This is a genomic window from Pseudomonas chaetocerotis, from assembly GCF_015712105.2.
In the GTDB taxonomy this organism is placed as follows: Bacteria; Pseudomonadota; Gammaproteobacteria; order Pseudomonadales; family Pseudomonadaceae; genus Aquipseudomonas; species Aquipseudomonas chaetocerotis.
The window spans coordinates 311,037-332,535 of record NZ_JACFYX020000001.1 but is presented as its reverse complement, the minus strand read 5'-3'; the positions used below and the strand labels follow the sequence as shown (position 1 = coordinate 332,535).

Annotated in this window: 18 protein-coding genes; 8 read left to right on the top strand and 10 right to left on the bottom strand. The window is 63.4% G+C overall.

Annotated features, from left to right (window positions below; genetic code table 11):
* The first annotated feature begins 113 nt into the window (after positions 1–113).
* A complete protein-coding gene (locus H3221_RS01595; RefSeq protein WP_196473791.1) occupies positions 114–2,288 on the top strand; it encodes a hypothetical protein in 2,175 nt (724 codons plus the stop codon).
* 114 nt (positions 2,289–2,402) lie between these two features.
* Here H3221_RS01595 and cobB read toward each other — a convergent pair whose 3' ends face one another.
* The 3 genes from cobB to H3221_RS01580 form a co-directional block, all read right to left on the bottom strand.
* A complete protein-coding gene (gene cobB, locus H3221_RS01590) occupies positions 2,403–3,110 on the bottom strand; it encodes a Sir2 family NAD+-dependent deacetylase (RefSeq protein ID WP_196473790.1) in 708 nt (235 codons plus the stop codon).
* Between the two features lie 36 nt (positions 3,111–3,146).
* Positions 3,147–3,452 carry a hypothetical protein gene (locus H3221_RS01585; protein WP_196473789.1) on the bottom strand — a complete coding sequence of 102 codons (306 nt, stop codon included), beginning with the start codon at positions 3,450–3,452 and terminating at the stop codon, positions 3,147–3,149.
* 210 nt (positions 3,453–3,662) lie between these two features.
* A complete protein-coding gene (locus H3221_RS01580; protein WP_196473788.1) occupies positions 3,663–5,246 on the bottom strand; it encodes a peptide chain release factor 3 in 1,584 nt (527 codons plus the stop codon).
* Positions 5,247–5,482: 236 nt separating this feature from the next.
* Here H3221_RS01580 and H3221_RS01575 point away from each other — a divergent pair, with 236 nt between their 5' ends.
* Together H3221_RS01575 and H3221_RS01570 are read left to right on the top strand one after the other, a co-directional pair.
* Positions 5,483–8,011, top strand: a complete 2,529-nt coding sequence (locus H3221_RS01575) for a PepSY domain-containing protein (protein ID WP_196473787.1) — start codon at positions 5,483–5,485, stop codon at positions 8,009–8,011.
* Between the two features lie 419 nt (positions 8,012–8,430).
* A complete protein-coding gene (locus H3221_RS01570) occupies positions 8,431–9,594 on the top strand; it encodes a type III PLP-dependent enzyme (RefSeq protein ID WP_196473786.1) in 1,164 nt (387 codons plus the stop codon).
* Between the two features lie 151 nt (positions 9,595–9,745).
* On the opposite strand, the gene H3221_RS01565 is transcribed toward H3221_RS01570, so the two are convergent.
* Positions 9,746–11,953, bottom strand: a complete 2,208-nt coding sequence (locus H3221_RS01565) for a TonB-dependent receptor domain-containing protein (protein ID WP_196473785.1) — start codon at positions 11,951–11,953, stop codon at positions 9,746–9,748.
* A 228-nt stretch (positions 11,954–12,181) separates the two neighbouring features.
* On the opposite strand from H3221_RS01565, the gene H3221_RS01560 reads away from it, so the two are divergent.
* Positions 12,182–12,925: a 5-oxoprolinase subunit PxpA gene (locus H3221_RS01560; protein WP_196473784.1), complete on the top strand. Its 744-nt coding sequence runs from the start codon at positions 12,182–12,184 to the stop codon at positions 12,923–12,925.
* Between the two features lie 4 nt (positions 12,926–12,929).
* Here the strand turns inward: H3221_RS01560 and H3221_RS01555 are convergent, their stop codons facing one another.
* Together H3221_RS01555 and H3221_RS01550 are read right to left on the bottom strand one after the other, a co-directional pair.
* Complete coding sequence (locus H3221_RS01555; RefSeq protein WP_196473783.1) at positions 12,930–13,220, bottom strand: DUF2218 domain-containing protein; 291 nt, start codon at positions 13,218–13,220, stop codon at positions 12,930–12,932.
* A gap of 61 nt (positions 13,221–13,281) precedes the next feature.
* Entirely contained in the window at positions 13,282–13,923 is a 642-nt protein-coding gene (locus H3221_RS01550) for an NAD(P)-dependent oxidoreductase (protein WP_196473782.1), read from the bottom strand.
* Between the two features lie 100 nt (positions 13,924–14,023).
* On the opposite strand from H3221_RS01550, the gene H3221_RS01545 reads away from it, so the two are divergent.
* The gene (locus tag H3221_RS01545; RefSeq protein ID WP_196473781.1) at positions 14,024–14,911 is read left to right on the top strand and encodes a LysR family transcriptional regulator; all 888 of its coding nucleotides are present in this window, start codon (positions 14,024–14,026) and stop codon (positions 14,909–14,911) included.
* A gap of 89 nt (positions 14,912–15,000) precedes the next feature.
* Positions 15,001–15,888: a PA4780 family RIO1-like protein kinase gene (locus H3221_RS01540; RefSeq protein ID WP_196473780.1), complete on the top strand. Its 888-nt coding sequence runs from the start codon at positions 15,001–15,003 to the stop codon at positions 15,886–15,888.
* Between the two features lie 119 nt (positions 15,889–16,007).
* Here H3221_RS01540 and cueR read toward each other — a convergent pair whose 3' ends face one another.
* From cueR to H3221_RS01525, 3 genes are all read right to left on the bottom strand, one after another.
* Positions 16,008–16,445, bottom strand: coding sequence for a Cu(I)-responsive transcriptional regulator (gene cueR, locus H3221_RS01535; protein ID WP_196473779.1), 438 nt, complete (start codon positions 16,443–16,445; stop codon positions 16,008–16,010).
* A complete protein-coding gene (locus H3221_RS01530) occupies positions 16,442–18,823 on the bottom strand; it encodes a heavy metal translocating P-type ATPase (protein ID WP_196473778.1) in 2,382 nt (793 codons plus the stop codon). The genes cueR and H3221_RS01530 overlap by 4 nt, the downstream gene beginning before the upstream one ends.
* Before the next feature lie 63 nt (positions 18,824–18,886).
* On the bottom strand, positions 18,887–19,279 hold the full coding sequence (locus tag H3221_RS01525; protein ID WP_196473777.1) for a hypothetical protein: 393 nt from the start codon (positions 19,277–19,279) through the stop codon (positions 18,887–18,889).
* A gap of 113 nt (positions 19,280–19,392) precedes the next feature.
* Between H3221_RS01525 and H3221_RS01520 the strand changes: the two genes are divergently transcribed.
* Positions 19,393–19,590 carry a heavy-metal-associated domain-containing protein gene (locus H3221_RS01520; RefSeq protein WP_160019429.1) on the top strand — a complete coding sequence of 66 codons (198 nt, stop codon included), beginning with the start codon at positions 19,393–19,395 and terminating at the stop codon, positions 19,588–19,590.
* A 12-nt stretch (positions 19,591–19,602) separates the two neighbouring features.
* Here the strand turns inward: H3221_RS01520 and H3221_RS01515 are convergent, their stop codons facing one another.
* Positions 19,603–20,223 (bottom strand): TetR family transcriptional regulator, encoded by a 621-nt coding sequence (locus tag H3221_RS01515; protein ID WP_196473776.1) that lies wholly within the window; start codon positions 20,221–20,223, stop codon positions 19,603–19,605.
* A 124-nt stretch (positions 20,224–20,347) separates the two neighbouring features.
* Here H3221_RS01515 and H3221_RS01510 point away from each other — a divergent pair, with 124 nt between their 5' ends.
* On the top strand, positions 20,348–21,499 hold the full coding sequence (locus H3221_RS01510; protein ID WP_196473775.1) for an efflux RND transporter periplasmic adaptor subunit: 1,152 nt from the start codon (positions 20,348–20,350) through the stop codon (positions 21,497–21,499).

Sequence of the window (21,499 nt, the reverse complement as noted above, 5' to 3'; positions counted from 1 at the left end):
ACAGCGCCGGGCAAGTAGGTGTCTGTTGAGGGGAGCGGTGCGCCGATGCGCTGCGACGGTCCTCAGCAGGCTTCGTGGCGCAGTCGCCCTCACAAAGAAAGGACCTTCTGTAGATGACTCAAGCTCTCGCGCATCGCTGGCGCTTCTTCCGTGCCGGCGGCTTCGATCAGGTGCAACTGGAAACGCCCGCCGACCTCGCTGCCTTGCGCGGCCTGGACCAGAAACTCTGGGCCAGCCTGGCTTGCCCGGTGAACAACCTGGAGCTGGATCGGCGCATGCTGCAGTACATCGACCAGAACAATGACGGTCGCATCCGCGCCCCGGAAATGCTCGATGTGGTCGATTGGACGCTGGCGCGTCTGGCCGACCCCGCCGCGCTGTTCCACGACGGTCCGCTGCAACTGTCGTCGCTCACCGACGATGCCGTGGGTGCACGTTTGCGTCTGGCTGCGCAGCGCCTGCTGGGCGTGCTCGGTCGGCCCGATGGCGAGAGCCTGACGCCTGCCGATACCGCTGATCTGGCGAAGCTGTTCCCACCGCAGCAGGCCAACGGCGACGGCCTGGTACCGGCGACCTTTACCGACGATACCGAACTCAAGGCCGCCATCGCCGACATCATCGCCTGCCTGGGTGCGCAGACCGACCGCAGTGGCGAGCCGGCCGTCGGCGCCGAGCAGATCGCTGCCTTCTTCGATCAGGCGCGGCAGCTGCATGCCTGGCATGCGCGTGCTGCCGAGCAGGGGCTGGATGCGTTCGGTGAGGGTACCGTGGCCGCTGTCGAGGCACTGAGTGCCGTGCGCGCCAAGATCGACGATTACTTCACCCGCGTGGCCATGGCCGAGTTCGATCCGCGCGCCGCCGCCCTGATGAACGCCAGGGAAGAGGAACTGGTGCGTCTGGCCTCGCTGTCGCTGGCGGATGCCAGTGAGGTGGCCGATCTGCCCCTGGCAACCGTGCAGCACGGCGAGGAGCTGCCGCTGAGCAAAAGTCTCAACCCTGCCTGGCAGCCCGCCATCGACGCGTTCCGTCAGCGCGTGGTGGTGCCGGTGTATGGCGAGCAGGACAGCCTCTCGCGCGAGCAGTGGCAGCATCTGGTCGCACTGTGCGGCAACTACCTGGCCTGGCGCGCCGAGACGCCGAACGTGGCGATTGCCGAGGTGCTCGAGCGCGGACGTATTCTCGAGCTGGTGGAGCAAGGCGCCGAAGCGCGCCTGCTGGCGCTGGTGGAAAAGGACAAGACCGTGGCCGAAGCGGCGGACGGGTTGGTCGAGCTGGACAAGCTGATTCGCCTGCGCCATGGACTGGTCACGCTACTGCGCAACTTCGTGTCCTTCCAGGCGTTCTATTCGCGTCAGGAAAAGGCCGTGTTCCAGGCGGGCGTGCTCTACATCGACGGCAAGAGCTGCGAGCTGGTGGTCGAGGTCGACAACGTCGAGGCCCACGCCAAGGTGGCGGCGGCCAGCGACTGCTTCCTGCTCTACTGCGCCTGCACCCGTCGCGGTGAGCCGGTGAGGGGCAAGGAGACGCTGAATATCGTGGTGGCGGTGACTGCCGGTGGCGAAGGTGATCTGCAGGCGGGGCGCCACGGCCTGTTCTATGACCGCGAGGGCAACGACTGGGATGCCACCGTGGTCAAGGTGGTACAGCACGCGATCAGCATTCGCGAGGCGTTCTGGTCGCCGTATCGACGTGTTTCCAAGCTGGTCTCCGATCAGGTGCAGAAGCTCGCGGCCAGTCGCGACGCCGACATGGTCAGCAAGACCGCAGCCAAGGTCGGCGAAACCGGGGCAGCCGTCACGCCTACCCCGGCCTTCGATATCGCCAAGTTCGCCGGTATCTTCGCGGCCATCGGCCTGGCTGTCGGTGCCCTGGGCACGGCGCTGGCGGCGGTGGTCACAGGGATTCTGTCGCTGGCCTTGTGGCAGGTTCCATTGCTGCTGTTCTGCGTGCTGCTGGCCATCTCCGGCCCGGCCATGCTGCTGGCCTGGTTCAAGCTGCGTCGCCGCAGCCTGGGGCCGATCCTCGATGGCAACGGCTGGGCGGTGAATGCCCAGGCGCGCATCAGTATTCCCTTCGGCACCGCGCTCACGCAGATGGCGGAACTGCCCAAGGGCAGCGACCGTGCATTGCGCGATCCCTATGCCAACAAATCGCTGGTGTGGCCCTGGATACTGGCGTTGCTGCTGGCGCTGGGGGTGGGGTACTACGCCTGGAACAATGGCGTGTTCAGCCCGGAGCCGGAGGTGCCGGCCGAAGCGGCTGCGCCTGTCGACGCCGCTGCGCAGTAGGTGCTCGTCTCCCCTCTCCCGCTTGTGGGAGAGGGGCAGTCAGTTGATAAGCGTAGGGCGGGTGCAACCCGCCGGCTCGATAATCGGCGGGTTTCACCCGCCCTACGTTCCCGCTCAACCCGCCAACAGCTCCGCCACCCAGCGCGGTAGTTGCTCGGTGGCCGGGCCGTAGCGTTTTTCCGCGAACAGCGAATGGCCCTGGCTCGGCTCCAGATTGATCTCCAGCGTATGCGCGCCCGCGCGACGCGCCTGTTCGACGAAACCCGCCGCCGGGTAGACGTGGCCCGAGGTACCGATGCTGACGAACAGCTCGCACTGCTCCAGCGCGTCGCAGATGCGCTCCATGTGATAGGGCATCTCGCCGAACCAGACGATATCCGGGCGCAAGGTGCCGACCAGCCCGCAGCATGTGCAGGGCTGCGTGACAGGCATGTCCTCCAGCAATGGAAAACGCTGCTGGCTGTTGCTGCAGAGCATCGATTGCAACTCACCGTGCATGTGCAGCAGGCGTTTGGAACCGGCGCGTTCGTGGAGGTTGTCGACGTTCTGCGTGACCAGCAGGAACTCGCCCTGCCAACCAGCCTCCAGCTCGGCCAGGGCCAGGTGCCCGGCATTCGGTGCTATGGCCGGGTCGCGCAGCTGGGCACGGCGCATGTCGTAGAAACGTTGCACCAGTGACGGGTTACGCGCGAAGCCTTCGGGCGTGGCCACCTCTTCGATGCGGTGGTCTTCCCAGAGGCCGTCGGCGGCGCGGAAGGTGCGAATGCCGCTCTCGGCGGAGATACCGGCGCCAGTGAGGATGACGATATTGGGATGGGACATGTTGGCTCCGAAGCAGATCCCATTAGGTGCGGCGCTTCAGCAGGGCTTGCCGTTGGTGCGGTTGTCAGCTGGCTGTACGCACACCTGCTCAACAATGGATTGAATCTGGGGGCTCTTGTCGCGAATGCTGCTGGTGAAGCTGCTGATAAAACGTTCGGCTGAAGCGGCATCGTCAAAGCGTCGCGCACCATTGAGGTTGCCGGTGTAGGAGCCGTTGCTGGACGCGTAGCACTGTTGGTAGCCGCTGCACTTGAGTGCAACCACCCATACCGTCGAGTTGACCAGCACGCCAGCCTGGGCGATGCCAGCGGTGAAGAGCAGAGAAAGAAGGGCAGCACGCATATCGAGAACTCCTGTAGTCGAGAAAGCGAGAGTAGCTGGTGACCGCTATTTCGGCTATCGGACGCTTGCCGCGGGTGTCAGCATCCGGCTCACATCTGCCGCGTAGGGTGGATGACGCTTCATCCATCCACCATCTGCAATCTTATCGGTGGATGAAAGAGCGTCATCCACCCTACGGATTGGCGTTTGTGGCCCTGTGCAGTGCGACGATCAGTGATGCTCGCGCGTTGCGCGGAATTTGACTTCCGGCCAGCGCTCTTCCATCAGACTGAGGTTGACGCGGGTCGGGGCCAGGTAGGTGAGGTGGCCGCCGCCGTCAACGGCGAGGTTCTCATGGGCCTTGTCCTTGAATTCCTTGAGCTTCTTCTCGTCGCTGCACTCGATCCAGCGGGCCGACCAGACGTTGATCGCCTCGTAGGCGCACTCGACCTTGTATTCCTCCTTCAGACGGCTGGCGACCACGTCGAACTGCAGCACACCGACCGCACCGAGGATGATGTCGTTGTTGCGCTCGGGGAAGAACACCTGGGTGGCGCCTTCCTCGGCCAGCTCCTGCAGGCCCTGGCGCAGCTGCTTGGATTTCAGCGGGTCCTTCAGGCGCACGCGGCGGAACAGTTCCGGGGCGAAGTGTGGGATGCCGGTGAAACCCAGGTTTTCGCCTTCGGTGAAGGTGTCGCCGATCTGGATGGTGCCGTGGTTGTGCAGGCCGATGATGTCGCCGGCGTAGGCCTCTTCCAGGTGCTCGCGCTCGCTGGAGAAGAAGGTCAGGGCGTCGCCGACGCGCACGTCCTTGCCCAGGCGCGCGTGGCGCATCTTCATACCCTGTGTGTATTTGCCCGAGCAGATGCGCATGAAGGCGATGCGGTCGCGGTGTTTCGGGTCCATGTTCGCCTGTATCTTGAACACGAAGCCAGAGAACTTCTCCTCGGTCGGCTCCACAGTGCGCTCGTTGGCCGCGCGTGGCAGTGGGCGCGGCGCCCAATCGACCACGGCGTCGAGCACATGATCGACACCGAAGTTGCCCAGTGCGGTGCCGAAGAATACCGGAGTCATCGTGCCTTTGAGGAAGGCTTCAGGTTCGAACGCGTGGCAGGCGCCCTGCACCAGTTCCAGCTCTTCGACGAAGCGCTCGTACATGTCGCCGAGATGGTTGCGAGCCTCTTCGGAATCCAGCTTCTCGATGATCTTGACTGCGGTGCGCTCGTGGCCATGACCCGGGGTGTAGACGATGATGTAGTCGCCGGTCAGGTGGTAGACACCCTTGAAATCCTTGTAGCAGCCGATCGGCCAGGTGATCGGCGCTGCCTTGATGTTGAGCACCGCCTCGATCTCGTCGAGCAGTTCGATGGGGTCGCGGATGTCGCGGTCGAGTTTGTTGATGAAACTGACGATGGGCGTATCGCGCAGGCGGCACACGTCCATCAGGGCGATGGTACGTGGCTCGACGCCCTTACCGCCGTCGAGCACCATCAGCGCGCTGTCTACGGCGGTAAGGGTGCGGTAGGTATCCTCGGAAAAGTCTTCGTGGCCGGGGGTGTCGAGCAGGTTGATCATGTGCTCGCGGTAGGGGAACTGCATCACCGAGGTGGTGATGGAGATGCCGCGCTGCTTCTCCATCTCCATCCAGTCGGAAGTGGCATGTCGGTCGGATTTACGCGACTTCACGGTGCCGGCAACCTCGATTGCCTTGCCCATCAGCAGCAACTTCTCGGTGATGGTGGTCTTACCGGCGTCCGGGTGGGAAATGATGGCGAAGGTGCGGCGCTTGGCGACTTCTGCGGCCTGGGTGGTCATGAATACGTGCCTGGATGGAGTCGTTGAGGGTGCCTTGGCACCCGTAAAACGCGCGATTATACCGATAACTGCGAGCTCTGGCGGAGAGCGGCTATCGGTTTTCAGATGGGCTGGTAGGTGATGCCGCCGGGCCGCACCGTAGATGCGTAAATAACGCGTAAATGAATGGTTATGAAAATTATTCCCATATAGAGTGGCCGCCCTTCGCAGTGGGTCAGAGCAAGGGTGGCTCCGTCGTGTTCAAGAAAATCATCTTCCAGTTGCACTGGTTCTTTGGCATCAGCGCCGGCCTGGTGCTGGCCGTCATGGGCATCACCGGTGCTCTCTACAGCTTCGAGGGCGAGATAACCCGGGCGCTCAACGCCGAGCGCTGGCAGATCCAGCCCAGCGCACAGGGGCATCTCACACCCGGTGAACTGGCGGCGAAGATCGAGGCCGCTACCGCTGATCGCGTCACCGGGTTGTGGGTCGATAGTCGCCATGACGGACCTGGCACCGCTTTTCTTGTACCTGCGCCGGGCGAGCGGCGTGGGCCGCGCATCGTGTTCGACCCCTACACTGGTGAAGTCCTGGCCGAGCCCGTTGGCCAGGACTTCTTCCACCTGATGCTGATGCTGCACCGCTTCCTGTCCATGGGCGAACTGGGCAAGCAGATCACGGCTGCCAGTACGATTGCGCTGATGTTCTTCTGCCTGTCAGGTCTTTACCTGCGCTGGCCGCGCAAGGCCTTGAGCTGGCGCACCTGGCTGACTCTGGACTGGAGGAAGAAAGGTCGCAGCTTCAACTGGGACCTGCACGCCGTTGCGGGCACCTGGGCGCTGCTGTTCTACCTCTGCGCCGGTCTCACCGGTCTCTACTGGTCCTATGACTGGTACCGCGAGGGGCTGACACGCATGCTCTCCGATACCCCGCCCGAGCAACGCGGCGAGCGTGGCCGTGGCGGCCGCCAGGCGCCCAGCGACCACGCGCCGGAAGTCGACTACGATGCCGTGTGGCAGAGCATCCAGCAGACTGCCGGGCCCAAGCTGGTTGCCTGGAACCTGCGCCTGCCGCCGGTGGCCGGGCAGCCGGCGACGGTCTTCTACATGCTCGATGGCGCCGAGCATGTGCGTGCCTTCAACCAGTTCCAGATCGATCCGAAAAGCGGCGAAGTCAGCCGTCATGAACGCTACGCCGACAAGAGCTTCAAGGCGCAGCTGCTGGCCAGCATCTACGCGCTGCACGTCGGCGAGTACTTCGGCATGCCGGGGCGCATTCTGATGATGCTGGCCACGGCGGCCATGCCGCTGTTCTTCATTACCGGTTGGCTGCTGTATCTGGATCGCCGGCGCAAGAAGCGTGCAGCGCTGGCGGCACGCTCTGCGTTGAAGGGCGACGATGCCTGCGATGGTTGGCTGGTCGGCTTCGCCAGCCAGAGCGGCTTCGCCGAGCAGTTGGCCTGGCAGAGCGCCGGGCAGTTGCAGGCCGCCGGCATCCCGGTGCGGGTCGAGCCACTGTCGCGCGTCGATGCCGACAGCCTGCGTCAGGCGCAGAAGGCGCTGTTCGTGGTCAGCACCTTTGGCGACGGCGAGGCGCCGGATGCCGCGCAGGGCTTCGAGCGCAAGGTGCTGGGCGTCTCGCTGCCACTCGAACAACTGAGTTATGCCGTGCTGGCGCTGGGTGACCGGCAGTATCAGCACTTCTGCGGCTTTGCCCGGCGTATCAACGACTGGCTGGGCTTGCAGGGCGCGCAGCGGCTGTTCGACAGCATCGAAGTCGATGGCGCCGATCAGGCCGCGCTGCAGCGCTGGCAACAGCAGTTGAGCGAGCTGACCGGCGCCGCGCCGATTCGTTTCGAACAACTGCCCTGGCAGAACTGGACGCTGGCCGAACGGCGCCTGCTCAACCCATGCAGCCAGGGTGCACCGGTGTTCTTCATTGGCCTGACGCCGCCGGCACAGAGCACCTGGCAGGCCGGCGACATCCTGGAAATTCGCCCACGGCATGCGCCTGCGCGGGTGCAGGCCTGGCTGCAGCACTCCGGTTTCGAAGGCCTCGAGCCGGTGACGCTCGATGGGCAGACGACGAGGCTGGGTGAAGCCCTGGCCGAACGCCAGTTGCCGGACAGCTTCGCTCATCTGGTTGGCCTGCATGCCCAGGCGCTGGTCGATGCACTGGTGCCGCTGGGTACGCGTGAATACTCCATCGCCTCGGTGGCGGCCGATGGCGTGCTGCAGTTGATCGTGCGCCAGGCGGTGCAGGCTGATGGCAGTCTCGGCCTGGGGTCTGGCTGGTTGACCGAGTACCTGCCCGAAGGGGGGCAGCTACTGGCACGGGTGCGGCGCAACAGCGGCTTCCACCTGCCGGACGACAATCGCCCGCTGGTGCTGATCGGCAATGGCACCGGCCTGGCCGGACTGCGTTCGCTGCTGCGGGCACGTGCGCTGGCGGGGCAGGGGCGCAACTGGCTGCTGTTCGGCGAGCGCAACCGCGCCTGCGATTTCTTCTGTGGTGACGAGCTGCAGACGGCGCTGGCTGCAGGCGAGCTGCAGCATCTGGATCTGGCGTTCTCCCGTGACCAGACCGAGAAGCGCTACGTGCAGGATCTGTTGCGCGAGCAACACGAGCGCCTGCGTGCCTGGCTGGACGAAGGGGCTGCCCTTTACATATGCGGCAGCCTGCAGGGCATGGCCGGCGGTGTGGATGCGGCGTTGCGCGACCTGCTCGGCGACGAGGCGGTGCAGGCGCTGATCGAGGAAGGTCGCTATCGTCGTGACGTGTACTGAAATAGCGGGGGTGTTATCGGTACTGCAATGGCGCTGAAACACAGCTGCGCCAAACTGGCTGAAAGCCCCGCCTGTTCAGCATTTCAGGACGTTTTGTGTGATATCCGGAACGAGATGAAATTAGGGGTAATTTCCGGTTGATCTGAGGGGCGCATGGTCTTAAAGTCCGCGCCCGAACGTCCATGCTGGAAACGATCCATCCGGCTCAAGTACTGACGACGAGAGGTTGCCGGCCGGCGAAGGGTCGGTACCGGTGATGCTCGGCGACATGCCTTGGGAAGTAGGCGAACCAAAGTGGGGAAACTGTCAGACGTTCAGGCCAGCGTTTAGCGCGGCCAGCCCCGACACGTAGCGGAACCTGTAAGCGGTTCTGCTGCCCGAATCAATGTGTTCCCGGTTTTGCCATTGGAGTCCCCAGCATGTCGATCAAGGTCGAAGACTACTACGCACCCGCCACTTTCCAGCGCATGAAGGCGTTCGCCGATCAGCACGAAACCCCGTTCGTGGTGATCGACAGACAGATCATCGCCGATGCCTACGATCAACTGGGCAACTGCTTCCCGTTCGCCAAGATCTACTACGCGGTCAAGGCCAACCCGGCCAGCGAGATCATCGAGCTGCTGCGCGACAAGGGCTCGAGCTTCGACATCGCCTCGATCTACGAGCTGGACAAGGTCATGGCCACCGGCGTTGGCCCGGAGCGCATCAGCTACGGCAACACCATCAAGAAGTCCCGTGATATTCGCTACTTCTTCGACAAGGGCGTGCGCCTGTTCGCCACCGACTCCGAGGCCGACCTGCGCAACATCGCCAAGGCCGCGCCGGGTTCGAAGATCTACGTGCGCATCCTCACCGAAGGCTCCACCAGCGCCGACTGGCCGCTGTCGCGCAAATTCGGCTGCCAGCCGGACATGGCCCTGGACCTGTTGATCCTGGCCAAGCAGCTGGGCCTGGTGCCTTATGGCATCTCCTTCCACGTCGGCAGCCAGCAGCGTGATATCGACGTCTGGGATGCTGCCATCGCCAAGGTCAAGGTGATCTTCGAGCGCCTCAAGGAAGAAGACGGCATCACCCTGCAGATGATCAACATGGGTGGCGGCTTCCCTGCCAACTACATCCAGCGCACCAATGACCTGGAAACCTACGCCGAGGAAATCACCCGCTTCCTCAAGGAAGACTTCGGCGACGAACTGCCGGAAATCATCCTCGAGCCGGGACGCTCGCTGATCGCCAACGCCGGCGTACTGGTTTCCGAGGTGGTGCTGGTGGCACGCAAGTCGCGTACTGCGGTCGAGCGCTGGGTCTATGCCGACGTGGGCAAGTTCAGCGGCCTGATCGAAACCATGGACGAAGCCATCAAGTTCCCGATCTGGACCGAGAAGAAGGGCGAGATGGAAGAGGTGGTGATTGCCGGGCCGACCTGCGACAGCGCCGACATCATGTACGAGAACTACAAGTACGGCCTGCCGCTTAACCTGGCCAGCGGTGACCGCCTGTACTGGCTGTCCACCGGTGCCTACACCACCAGCTACAGCGCCGTGGAGTTCAATGGCTTCCCGCCGCTGAAGTCCTACTACCTGTAAGGCACTGCAAACCTTAGGTTACTACCGTAGCCTGGAGTCCATGCCGCGTAGGGTGCACCGTGCGCACCGCCTGATAGTGCTGGTGCGCGCAGCGCACCTTACGGGTGATAACGCCCACCTCGTGTGGGCGTTTTGCTTTTTACGGTTGTGGTCAGAATTCGACGACTGCCGACAGCCACAGGCGACGCCCTTCTTCCATCACGCCAGTGGTGGACTGGGTGCTCTGGATGTAGTCCGTCCCGTAGGCCGTACCGTTGGCTGCACCACTGTTGGCGTAGGTGGTGTAGGCCTTGCCTTTGACGAAGTCCTTGTCGAGCAGGTTGTAGATTGCCGCGTTGAGCGTCACGTTTTCCGAGGCTTTGAACGAGCCACCCAGGTGGAACAAGGTATAGGCCTTGGTGTTCTTGCCCAGCGTGTCGTAGATCGACTGGTTGGTGGAGTAGCTGCCATTGGCATTGGCCAGATTTTCGTACCTGGAGGTAAATCGGGCACGTTCACCACGGTACTCGCTCTTGAGCCAGAGGTTGAGGCGATCAGTGGTCTGCCAGGCGAGCTTGGCATTGGCCAGGTGCTCAGGCGTATTGGTCAGCGGTTCGCCTTTATTGTCGCCGCTTTTCTGCTCGCTGTCGGTGTAGGTGTAGTTGCCTGAAAGTGTCCAGGCCGGGGCGAAGTTCCAGCTCGCGGCGAGTTCCAGGCCCTGGGTCACGGCTTCGTCGATGTTGATCTGCTGGGCGCAGGTACCACCGGTGTTGCCAGCACACAGCGGGTCGGCAACCGGGTCACCGGTGGCGATCTTGTCCTTGAACTTGTTATGGAACAGGGTGGCGTTGGCATTGAAGCCGGCCAGGCTGTCGAAGTACACACCGAATTCGGTGCTGGTGGTGGTTTCGGGCTCCAGGTTCGGGTTGCCGATGGTGATGATGGTGCCCTGGCCGGTGACGCCGTTGATGCCGCTGTGTAGATCATTCAGATCCGGCGTGCGATAGCCACGGCTGACACCACCCTTGAGCGTCCAGTTGTCGGTTGTATTCCATACCAGATAAGCGCGCGGGCTGACGTGGCCGCCGAAGGCTTCGTGGTCGTCATAACGAGCGCCCAGTGTCAGTGCCAGATCATCACGCAGGCGCCATTCATCCTCGGCGAAGAGTGCCCAGGTTTTCTGCTCGAAATCGTCCAGGGCGATGCCGTCGGTCATTTCGGCTTTCCACCACTGACCGCCGAGCGTCGCAACGTGCGATTCGCCAATTGGCGCTACGAGTTTGGTGTCGAAAACCAGATTGGTGGTTTCCAGATCTCGGTCGTCACCGATGAGGGTGCCCGGGATGCCGGAGCTGTTGCCGATAACGTTACCTGGAATGGTGCGGCCGATGGTTTCGGTACGGTTGTGCATCAGGCTGGAATCCAGAGTGCCAAAGCCCAGTCTTGCGCTGTGGGTCAGGGCAATCTGCTCACGCTCGAAGCGTAATTCGTCGGCATAGCCGTTGGCGGTGGTGGCGCTGGCCGTGCAGTTACGGTTCAAACCATCCAGGCTGCCGAGCTGGCACTCGTCGTTGTTGTACTTCTGGCGGCTGCGCTCGATGTCCAGGCCGAAGTCGTGATTCTCGTGCGGGGTGAGCGTCAGGCGTGCGCCCAGATTGTTGGTCCCGCCATCGACTGGAGATGGGCCGCGCTTGCTGACTTCAACGCCATTGCCGTAGCTCAGATCGGACTCTTCACGATTGAACACGCTGCCTCGTACCTGCAGGCCGAGCAGGTCGTCCACCAGCGGGCCACTGGCATAGATGCTGGTGCTGCGGGTATCGCCGAAATCGCGATTCTCCTGATAGGTGTAATCCTGGGTCAAAGAGCCGGTCCACTCCTTGCCGACTTTACGGGTGATGATGTTGATCACCCCGCCCATGGCATCGGAACCATAAAGGGTCGACATGGGCCCACGAATCACTTCGATACGTTCGATGGCGGACAGCGGCGGCATGAAGCTGGTGGACGTCTCGTTGAAACCGTTAGGGGTGACGTTGCCGGCTGCGTTCTGTCGGCGGCCATCGATCAGGATCAGGGTGTATTGGCTGGGCATGCCACGGATGCTGATGTTCAGCCCGCCAGTTTTTCCGGTGCCCTGGCCTATGTCGATACCCTCGACGTCACCCAATGCCTGTGCCAGGTTGTTGTAGCGCTTCTGTTGCAACTCCTCGCGGCTGATCACACTGATGCTGGCGGGGGCTTCGGTGATCTTCTGTTCGAAGCCGGAAGCACTGACGACCACATCGCCCAGGGCGATAGGCTCGTTGGCCTGGGCGCCGAAACTGGCGGCCAGCGCAATGGCGCTGGCCAGGGCGGTGCGGGAATTGAGGGCGGACATCGATCTACTCCTGGCAGTAAGAGGGTGCAGTCGGAACGGTTGCAGACGGCCTGGATGATAGTGATTTGCATATAAGGTTCAATTGCGGATGATACCGATGGACAGGGCATCCGGCTGGAGAGGCCGTAACGATTGGCCTGCAGGCAGATGTAAATTTTGTAAATGCGATTAATTCTCGGATGTGGCGCGTGCTTTACGCATGCGTTCCTGGCGCCCTAAGCTGCCGGCATGAACCGTATTCTCCTGAACTGCGACATGGGCGAGGGCTTCGGCGCCTGGCGCATGGGCGACGACGCGCTGGCCATGCCGCTGATCGATCAGGCCAACCTGGCTTGCGGCTTCCATGCCGGCGATCCATTGATCATGGCGCGCACAGTCGAGCTTGCTGTGGCGCACGGCGTGCGTATTGGCGCTCACCCTTCCTATCCGGATCTGCAAGGCTTCGGTCGACGTCATCTGCAGTGCTCGCCGGAAGAGGTCCGCGCACTGGTGTTGTATCAGGTCGGGGCACTGGATGCCTTTTGCCGGGCAGGCGGCTGTCAGCTGGCTTACGTCAAACCGCATGGCGCGCTTTACAACGATCTGGTGCGTGATGACGCGCTGCTGACGGCGGTACTCGATGCCTGTGCCAGCTACCGCAAGGGCCTGCCGCTGATGGTGCTGGCGCTGGCTGACAATGAACGGGAGTTGCGCCTGGCCGACGAAGCCGATGTACCGCTCATGTTCGAGGCATTCGCTGATCGCGCCTACTTGTCAGATGGTCAATTGGCACCGCGCCGGCTCAGTGGTGCAGTGCACCAGGACCCCGAGCGCATCCTTGGTCAGGCATTGGCCATCGCCAGCGGCGATTCTTTCGCCGATATCGATGGCAAACCGCTGCGGCTGCGGGCCGATAGCCTGTGCGTGCATGGCGACAATCCTGAGTCGCTGGCGGTGTTGCGCCGCTTGCGCGCTCGGCTGGATGCGCTGTGAGGGATCAGTTGGGCTGCCAGTCCAGGGTCAGCTCTTCCTGCCAGGCAAAGCGCTCGAAGTGGCTGCCGACGACGCCCTCCAGGCGTTGCAGGTCTTCACTGCTGGCGCTTTCAACCCGCAGGCGCAAGCCCTGGTGTTCTGCCTTCAAGGTCGCGAGTCCGGCGTCGAACTCGATGCGGCCCTGCTGCTCGTCGAAGCTGACCGGAATCTTGTGTGCGAAGTGCTTGCACAGACGGCTGATGTAGCGCGCCGGAGTATCCGTAGTGACGAAGGCGCTGCTGCTGAAGGGGGGCATGCAAAATCCTCTTGGGCTGTGTATTTCCGGTGGTTACAGTGTTGCGACAGTGCGACGCGGCTCAGTACGCCAGGGTAAAGCGTTGACGAACGTGCTGCGGCTGCTCGACTTCGTCCAGCATTGCTACGGCCAGGTCGGCCACCGAGATGCTGCCCGGCTCTTCGCCATTCATCAGCAACTCGTTACGGCCCAGGCGGAACTTGCCGGTGCGTGGCCCCGGAACGAGCAGGGCGGCTGGCGAGAGAAAGGTCCACTCCAGCTCCGGATCTTCACGCAGCAGGTTCAGTGCTTGGCGCGCACCTTCGGCGCCTTCCTTGTACTCGGCAGGAAACTCCGGGGTGTCGATCAGTTGCACGCCGGGAGCGATGTACAGGCTGCCGGCACCACCGACCACCAGCAGGCGCTTGACGCCGGCCTGCTTGCTCGCCGCGATGATCGAGCGGCTGCCGGCGACGAATTGCTCGCGAATATCCGCAATGCCCCAGCCTGGGTTGAAGGCGCTGATCACCGCGTCGTGGCCGCGTAACTGCTGAGCCAGCGTGGCGCTGTCGTGGACATCCGCCTGAACGGCGTTGAGTTGCGGGTGTGCGTTCAGCTTTTGCGGATGACGTACCAGCGCGGTGACCTGATGACCACGGCCCAGTGCCTCTTGCAACAATGGTGTGCCGGTATAACCAGTGGCACCAATCAGTGCGATTTTCATTGAGGTAATCTCGAAGAGTGGCAGTGGACACATGATCACTGCTGGATAAACACCGAAAAAAGTGGCCTGATGAACTTGGATAATTAAGCAGGGCTTTATAATGGAGCAGCTCAAACGCATGGCGCTTTTCGCCATGGTGGTGGAGCGGGGATCGATGGTGGCGGCTGCCGGAGCCATGGGCATGACGGCTTCGGCAGTCAGCCAGCAGGTTCGCCGGCTGGAGGAAGCCACTGGCGTCACGCTGCTGCACCGCACCACGCGTAAGCTGACCCTGACCGAGGCAGGAGCGCAGTTCTATGAAAGCTGCCGACAGATCGTCGAACTGGCCGAGCAAGCCGAGCAGCGTCTGGCCGAGCAACGTGATGCGCCGGTGGGCGAGCTGCGTATTGCCGCGCCGGTCGGGTTCTCCGGGCCGCTGCTGAGCGAAGCACTGGCACCGTTGCTCAGTGCTCATCCGGGGCTGAGCCTGAGCCTGTTCTTTCACGATGAGCAGATCGACCTGATCGAGTCGCGTATCGATCTCGCCATCCGTGTCGGCCGTCAGGAGGACTCCAGCCTGGTGGCCCGCTACGTGACCGACTGGCGCATGATCCCGTGCGCGGCTCCTGCCTACCTGGCGCGCGTCGGTTTACCGGTCGAACCGTCGCAGTTGCTCAGGCTCGACTGGATCGGCCTGTGTCTGGAGAACAGCCAGCACCTGACCCTGCATGGACCCGGTGGGGTGCAGCAGCGGCTGCGGCTGGAGATGCGCATCAGCTGTAACAACATTCTGGCCGCGCGTCAGTTCACCCTGGCGGGTATGGGCGTGTCGTTGCAGCCGGAGCCGGAAGTCCGTGAACTGCTGGCTCGCGGCGAGCTGTTGCCATTACTGCCGGATTGGCATCTCGAACCTATCGGCCTGTATATCGTCACGCCAAGGCGCGAGGCTCAACCGGCCAAAGTGCGCTATGCCATCGAGGCGCTCAGGCGTCATCTGGTCAGCGCCTGAGCGGTGGGAGTCGGCATCTGCCCCGTGCTGTGAGAGGATGGCCCCTGAACGTCCCGCCCCTGGCCAAAAAGGACCCGTGATCCACACCGATGAAGACGCCCAAACGTATTGAACCCCTGGTCGAAGATGGCCTGGTGGACGAGGTGCTGCGACCGCTTATGAGCGGTAAGGAAGCAGCGGTTTATGTGGTGCGCTGCGGCGATGAGCTGCGCTGCGCCAAGGTCTACAAGGAAGCCAACAAACGCAGTTTTCGCCAGGCTTCCGAGTATCAGGAGGGCCGCAAGGTCCGTGGCAGCCGTCAGGCGCGGGCCATGGCCAAGGGCAGCAAATACGGGCGCAAGGAGCAGGAGCAGGCCTGGCAGAATGCCGAGGTGGCGGCGCTCTTTCGCCTGGCCAGTGCCGGTGTGCGGGTACCCAAGCCCTATGACTTTCTCGATGGTGTGCTGCTGATGGAGTTGGTGGGCGACGGCGAGGGCGATGTTGCGCCGCGGCTCAATGACGTCGATCTGCATCCGGATGATGCGCGTGAATTCCACGCTTTCATGATCCAGGAAATCGTCAAGATGCTCTGCGCAGGCCTGGTGCACGGCGACCTGTCGGAATTCAACGTGCTGCTCGGCCCTGAGGGGCCGGTGATCATTGATCTGCCGCAGGCCGTGGACGCCGCCGCGAACAACCACGCCTTCAGCATGCTCGAGCGCGACGTGCGCAACATGGCCGATTACTTCGGCCAGTTTGCCCCCGAGCTCAAGTACACCAAATATGCCAAGGAAATGTGGGCGCTTTACGAGGCTGGCAAGCTGCAACCGGATACGGAGTTGACGGGGGAGTTCGCCGAGCCCGAGGACGCCGCCGATATCGATGCAGTGATGCGCGAGATCAAGGCTGCGTTGGCCGAGGAAGCGAAGAAGCAAGCCCTGCTCAACGCCGACGACGAGCCCAAGGACGCCGAACCGATCCCGCCCTGGATGCGCTAGAACGGTCCCTCTCTAATATGCGCTGAGCGTGCTTGGCTTCGTAGGGTGCGCCGTGCGCACCGGGGGCGGTGGGCGTCAGGATCAGGCGTGGCACTCGCTTGCCCCGGATTGCATTCGGGCTACGAAGCGCCTTCGTTCCGAGGCGAGCATTTCGCAGCGTCGCAGCCCACGCCTTGTTCGATCCCCCTCAATATCGGGCAGTCCGGCCGGTCGTTACCCTGGCAACTGTTCGCCAGCTCCAACAGCGTATCGCGCAGCGCACTCATCTCGGTGATCTTGCGTTCCAACTCCGCGATATGTTCCTCGGCCAGCGCCTTCACATCGGCACTGGCGCGCCGCTTGTCCTGCCACAGGGCTAGCAGCTTTCCCACCTCCTCCAGAGAAAAGCCCAGATCCCGCGCACGCTTGATGAACGCCAAGCGGTGCAGGTCGGCCGTGCCGTACTGCCGATAGCCACTCTCCGAGCGCCCGGCATGGGGCAGCAGGTCGATGGACTCGTAGTAACGAATCATCTTGGCGCTGAGGCCGGTGTGCTTGGCGGCTTGGCCGATGTTCATCGCATTTGATCTCCCTTCGGCTTCCAGCGATTGAGCAGCAGCGCGTTGCTCACCACGCTGACGCTGGATAGCGCCATGGCGGCGCCGGCGAACATCGGGTTGAGCAGGCCGGCCGCAGCCAGGGGAATGCCGATCAGGTTATAGATGAAGGCCCAGAACAGATTCTGGCGGATCTTGGCGTAGGTGCGCCGGCTGATATCCAGGGCGGCCGGCACCAGGCGCGGGTCGCCGCGCATCAGGGTGATGCCGGCGGCATGCATGGCGGCATCGGTGCCACCACCCATGGCGATGCCGACGTCCGCTGCGGCCAGCGCCGGTGCGTCGTTGATGCCGTCGCCGACCATGGCCACGGTGCCGTGCTGACGCAGTTCACCGATCAGCCGTGCCTTGTCCGCCGGCAATACCTGGGCGTGGGGTTCGTCGATGCCCAGCACGCTGGCCACCGCCGCCACGCTGCCTTGATTATCGCCACTGATCAGGTGGCTGGTGATGCCCTGTTCGCGCAGCTCGGCGATGGCGTCGGCGGCGCCTTCCTTGAGTTGATCACCGAAGGCCAGCAGGCCGAGCAGGCGTGGCCTGCTGCCGGTTTCGATCAGCCAGGACAGCGTACGGCCTTCGGCTTCCCAGCTTTGCGCCGATGTGACGAGCGCGCCGGCCTGTAACTGGTTTTCCTCCAGCAGACGGCTGCTGCCCAGTTGCAGGCTGCGACCCTCGACATCACCGGCGATGCCGCGGCCTGCCAGCGCTCGGCTGTCGCTCAGTGCCGGCAGGGTGATGTGCTGTTCTGCGCAGCGCTGCAGCACGGCCTTGGCAAGCGGGTGTTCGCTGCCCTGTTGCAGAGCGCCGGCCAGGCGCAGCAGTTCTTCTTCGCTGGCTTCGCCCAGGCCGATATGGACGATGCGTGGCTTGCCTTCGGTGAGGGTGCCGGTCTTGTCGAAGGCAATGTGTTGCACGGCATGCGCCACCTCCAGTGCCTCTGCGTCCTTGATCAGGATTCCGTGGCGCGCGGCGACGCCGGTGCCGGCCATGATCGCGGTCGGCGTGGCCAGGCCCAGCGCGCAGGGGCAGGCAATCACCAGCACGGCGACGGCGTTGAGCAGGGCGTTTTCCAGCGAGGCGCCAAACGCCAGCCAGCCCAGCAGCGTGGCCAGGGCGATCAGCAGCACCGCCGGGACGAATACCTGGCTGACCTTGTCCACCAGCTTCTGGATCGGCGCCTTGGCAGCCTGGGCGTCTTCCACCAGGCGGATGATCCGTGACAGCACCGTTTCGGCACCGAGGGCAGTGGTTTCCAGCAGCAGGCGACCTTCACCGTTGATGGCACCGGCCGTCACCTTGTCGCCCGGCTGCTTGGCCACCGGCAGGCTTTCACCGCTGATCAGCGCTTCGTCCGCATGGCTGTTGCCTTCCAGCACCTGGCCGTCGACCGGGAAGCGTTCGCCGGGCTTGACCAGAATCCGGTCGCCGAGCACCAGTGCGTCGATGGCGACGCGCTCTTCACGTCCATCGGTCAGGCGCACCGCGTGATCCGGGCGCAATGCCTGCAAGGCACGAATGGCACCGGCGGTCTGGCGCTTGGCGCGACTCTCCAGGTATTTGCCGAGCAGGATCAGGCTGATGATCACCGCCGAGGCCTCGAAGTACAGGTGCGGCATCTGTCCAGCTGGCGTCACGGCCCACTGGTACAGACTCAGGCCGTAACCGGCGCTGGTGCCGATGGCCACCAGTTGATCCATGTTGCCGGCACGGGCTTTCAGCGCCTGCCAGGCGGCGCGGTAAAAACGCGCACCGAAGATGAACTGCACAGGCGTGGCGAGCAGGAACTGCGTCCAGGCCGGCAGCATCCAGTGCAGACCGAAGGGTTCGACCAGCATCGGCACTACCAGTGGCAGGGTCAGGGCGATGGCCGCCATCAAGGTCAGGCGTTCCCGCTGCAAGCGGCGCTGCGCCTGATCCGTGGTCGGGTGCTCGTCCAACAGGCTGGCCTTGTATCCGGCAGCCGCTATGGCCTTCAACGCCAGTTGCGGGTCGAAACCGGCGAGCACCTGCAGGCGCGCCTTCTCGTCGGCAAGATTGACGGCTACCTGGCTGATGCCCGGCAGTTTGCCAAGGGCGCGCTCGATGCGGCCGACGCAACTGGCGCAGGTCATGCCTTCGATGCTCAGCTCCAGAGGCTGGCTGGGCACGCTGTAACCGGCGCCCTCGATGGTGGTGATCAGCTGCGCAAGGCTATCGTCAGGCGCTTCGATGCGAGCCTGCTCGCTGGACAGGTTGACGCTCACGCTGCTTACCTGCGGCAGCTTGCGCAACGCGCGCTCGATACGGCCAGCGCAACTGGCGCAGGTCATACCCTGAATGGGCAGGTCGAAGGTGGACATGGTTTGGCTCCCGTAACGTCGTGGCTACAGGATCAACCTTGCCCCCATGGCAAGGTCAAGTCTTCAGTTCAGCATCGGCGCGGCATGCAGTCGCAGGCCATCGCTGCCCATGGCGATGCGGTAGCGGCGCACTTCGCCGGCCTGCAGTTCCAGCGATTGGCCTGCGAGCTGGTTGATACCGTCCTGACAGGGGCCGGTACCGGTCAGGCCAAGGCGCAGTGAGACGCGGCCAGGCGGCAGGTTGAAAGACACCGACTGGCCCTGATGCAGGCGTGCGGCCATCTGATCATGCACATACAGGGCGACCTCGCAGGTGGTGGCCACCTCAAGGCGTTCGCGCGAGACGATCAACACCGCGTAGCCTTCGCCCTGACTTGTCGAGGGCAGCGGTGCCAGTGGTTCTGCCTGAGCCAGAGGCACCATCAGCAGGGCAAGGGCGGAGCAGAGCAGGCGCATGGCGAGGGTCCTCATGCAGAAACCGGGGCGGGTGACATGAAGCAAGGGCTTGACCTTGCCATCGTGGCAAGGTCGAGACTACACCCATCAACCACCGATTCAAGGAGTCAGTCATGCAGCAATTCAAGGTTAGCGGAATGTCGTGCGGTCACTGCGTGCGGGCCGTCACCCAGGCGATCCAGGCGCTGGAGCAGACGGCCAGGGTCGAGGTCGATCTGGCTGCGGGTCTGGTGCGGGTCGAGGCAGGCCTGGATGCCGCACAGATACAGACAGCGATTCGCGACGAGGGCTACGAGGTTGCGCCTGCGTAGAACTCAGGTCTGCTAGGGCCACTGCCGCATCAGGCCGCGAAAGCAGCTGTCGATCATCGCCGGGGTATCGGCCTGGGCATCGAACAGATTGGGATCGCGCAGCCAGTCACTGAACAGGCCAACGAGCAGCGCGTGCAGCGTGCGCGAGGCCAGGCGCGGGGTGATGCCCGGCTGCAGGTGCGGTTGCACGGTCGACAGGGCGAACTGCTGTTCGCACAGGTCGATGAACTGATTGACGAAGGTCTCGTGACGCTCCTCGGCCTCGCGCAGCTCCTCGGTGAACTCGCAGCGGCGCAGCAGCACGGTGAGGATGCGCCGGCGCTGTTCGTCGAGCACCAGATTGGCCATGGCTTCTATGCACAGATCGCGCAGCAACTGCAGCGATGACAGGCCATCGACCGCCGCCAGTTGTTGGGCCAGTGGCTCCAGCGGCAGGCGAACCTGGTTGAGCATCTCGTGGAACAGGTGCGCCTTGTTCTGGAAGTGCCAATAAACCGCACCGCGCGTAACCCCAGCATGTCTGGCGATATGTTCGAGGCTGGTATGGGCGACCCCGCGCTCGAGGAACAACTGTTCCGCAGCAGCGAGGATGGCGCAGCGGGTTTTCTCCGCATCTTCTTTGGTTCTACGCATGGCGATCCGGTTAATTGGAACTAGGCTCAGATTGTGCCGAGTTTACCGATTTTGCCCCGCCTGCTGGTGGCGGGCTTGGTTGTCCTGCTTCTGTCCCGTGTCTAGCCAAGGAGAGGAATGCCTCATGCCCTTCGTTCGTTTGGTCGGTATCTGCCTGCCCTTCAGCCTGGTCTTGCTGGCCGCGAGCGTCCAGGCCGCCGATGCGCCACCTACAGCGGTGACGGTCGAGCAGGTCAAGGCCGGCGAACTGCCCATCGTGCTGGAGTATCCGGCGCGAACCGCCGGTTACCGCGAGGTGCAGGTCCGGGCTCAGGTCGGTGGCATCCTGCAGGAACGCACCTATCAGGAGGGTAGTCGGGTGCAGAAGGATCAGGTGCTGTTTCGTATCGATCCTCGCCCCTACGAGGCTGCTCTGGCCCGTGCCAAGGGTGCCCTGGCGCAGGAGCAGGCGCGTTTTCGGCAGACCGATCGTGACCTCAAGCGCATCCGTGAACTGCAGAAAAAAGGCTTCGCCAGTGAGAGCGAGCTGGACAATGCCGTCTCCAATTTCGAGCAGAGCAAAGCCAATATCGAAGCGGCCCAGGCCGAGGTGCAGTCGCGTCAGATCGATCTCGACTACACCACGGTCAAGGCGCCGATCACCGGCATCACCAGCAAGGAAAGCGTCTCCGAAGGCAGTCTGATCGTCGCCGGCGATCCCAGTGCCAGCCTGCTGACGCAGATCACCCAGCTCGACCCGATCTTCGTCAACTTCGCCTACCCGGACGCCGAGGCCGAGCGCCTGCGCCGCGAACTGTCCGAAGGCAGTCTGGTACCGCCGGCCAGCGGCAAGCTCAGCGTGGAAGTACATTTTGGTGACGGCTCGGTCTATCCGACTGAGGGCGAGGTGGACTTCACCGACAGCTTGATCGACCGCGGCACCGGCACCGTCAGCGCCCGTGGCGTGGTGCCGAACCCCGAGCAGAAGCTGTTGCCCGGGCAGTTCGTGCGCGTACAGGTCATGGGGCTGACCCGCCCCAACGCCATCACCGTACCGGAGCGCGCTGTCGCTCAGGGGCCGCGTGGCACCTTCGTCTACGTGGTGGACGAACAGAGCGTCGCGCGCATGCGCCAGGTCACCACGGGCGATACGGCCGGCGGACGCTGGGTGATTCTGGCCGGCGTCAGCGATGGTGAGCGGGTGATAGTCGACGGCCTGGCCAAGGTGCGACCGGACAGCCCGGTGCAGGTCGAGGAGGCGAAGGCAGCCACGCCAGCCAGCCCGGCGCAGGAGTAA

What these genes read in the sequence shown, in the direction of transcription:
- H3221_RS01595 (WP_196473791.1), top strand. Translation starts at nt 114, where the DNA reads ATGACTCAAGCTCTCGCGCATCGCTGGCGCTTCTTCCGTGCCGGCGGC.
- cobB (WP_196473790.1), bottom strand. Translation starts at nt 3,110, where the DNA reads ATGTCCCATCCCAATATCGTCATCCTCACTGGCGCCGGTATCTCCGCC.
- H3221_RS01585 (WP_196473789.1), bottom strand. Translation starts at nt 3,452, where the DNA reads ATGCGTGCTGCCCTTCTTTCTCTGCTCTTCACCGCTGGCATCGCCCAG.
- H3221_RS01580 (WP_196473788.1), bottom strand. Translation starts at nt 5,246, where the DNA reads ATGACCACCCAGGCCGCAGAAGTCGCCAAGCGCCGCACCTTCGCCATC.
- H3221_RS01570 (WP_196473786.1), top strand. Translation starts at nt 8,431, where the DNA reads ATGTCGATCAAGGTCGAAGACTACTACGCACCCGCCACTTTCCAGCGC.
- H3221_RS01565 (WP_196473785.1), bottom strand. Translation starts at nt 11,953, where the DNA reads ATGTCCGCCCTCAATTCCCGCACCGCCCTGGCCAGCGCCATTGCGCTG.
- H3221_RS01560 (WP_196473784.1), top strand. Translation starts at nt 12,182, where the DNA reads ATGAACCGTATTCTCCTGAACTGCGACATGGGCGAGGGCTTCGGCGCC.
- H3221_RS01555 (WP_196473783.1), bottom strand. Translation starts at nt 13,220, where the DNA reads ATGCCCCCCTTCAGCAGCAGCGCCTTCGTCACTACGGATACTCCGGCG.
- H3221_RS01550 (WP_196473782.1), bottom strand. Translation starts at nt 13,923, where the DNA reads ATGAAAATCGCACTGATTGGTGCCACTGGTTATACCGGCACACCATTG.
- H3221_RS01545 (WP_196473781.1), top strand. Translation starts at nt 14,024, where the DNA reads ATGGAGCAGCTCAAACGCATGGCGCTTTTCGCCATGGTGGTGGAGCGG.
- H3221_RS01540 (WP_196473780.1), top strand. Translation starts at nt 15,001, where the DNA reads ATGAAGACGCCCAAACGTATTGAACCCCTGGTCGAAGATGGCCTGGTG.
- cueR (WP_196473779.1), bottom strand. Translation starts at nt 16,445, where the DNA reads ATGAACATCGGCCAAGCCGCCAAGCACACCGGCCTCAGCGCCAAGATG.
- H3221_RS01530 (WP_196473778.1), bottom strand. Translation starts at nt 18,823, where the DNA reads ATGTCCACCTTCGACCTGCCCATTCAGGGTATGACCTGCGCCAGTTGC.
- H3221_RS01525 (WP_196473777.1), bottom strand. Translation starts at nt 19,279, where the DNA reads ATGCGCCTGCTCTGCTCCGCCCTTGCCCTGCTGATGGTGCCTCTGGCT.
- H3221_RS01520 (WP_160019429.1), top strand. Translation starts at nt 19,393, where the DNA reads ATGCAGCAATTCAAGGTTAGCGGAATGTCGTGCGGTCACTGCGTGCGG.
- H3221_RS01515 (WP_196473776.1), bottom strand. Translation starts at nt 20,223, where the DNA reads ATGCGTAGAACCAAAGAAGATGCGGAGAAAACCCGCTGCGCCATCCTC.
- H3221_RS01510 (WP_196473775.1), top strand. Translation starts at nt 20,348, where the DNA reads ATGCCCTTCGTTCGTTTGGTCGGTATCTGCCTGCCCTTCAGCCTGGTC.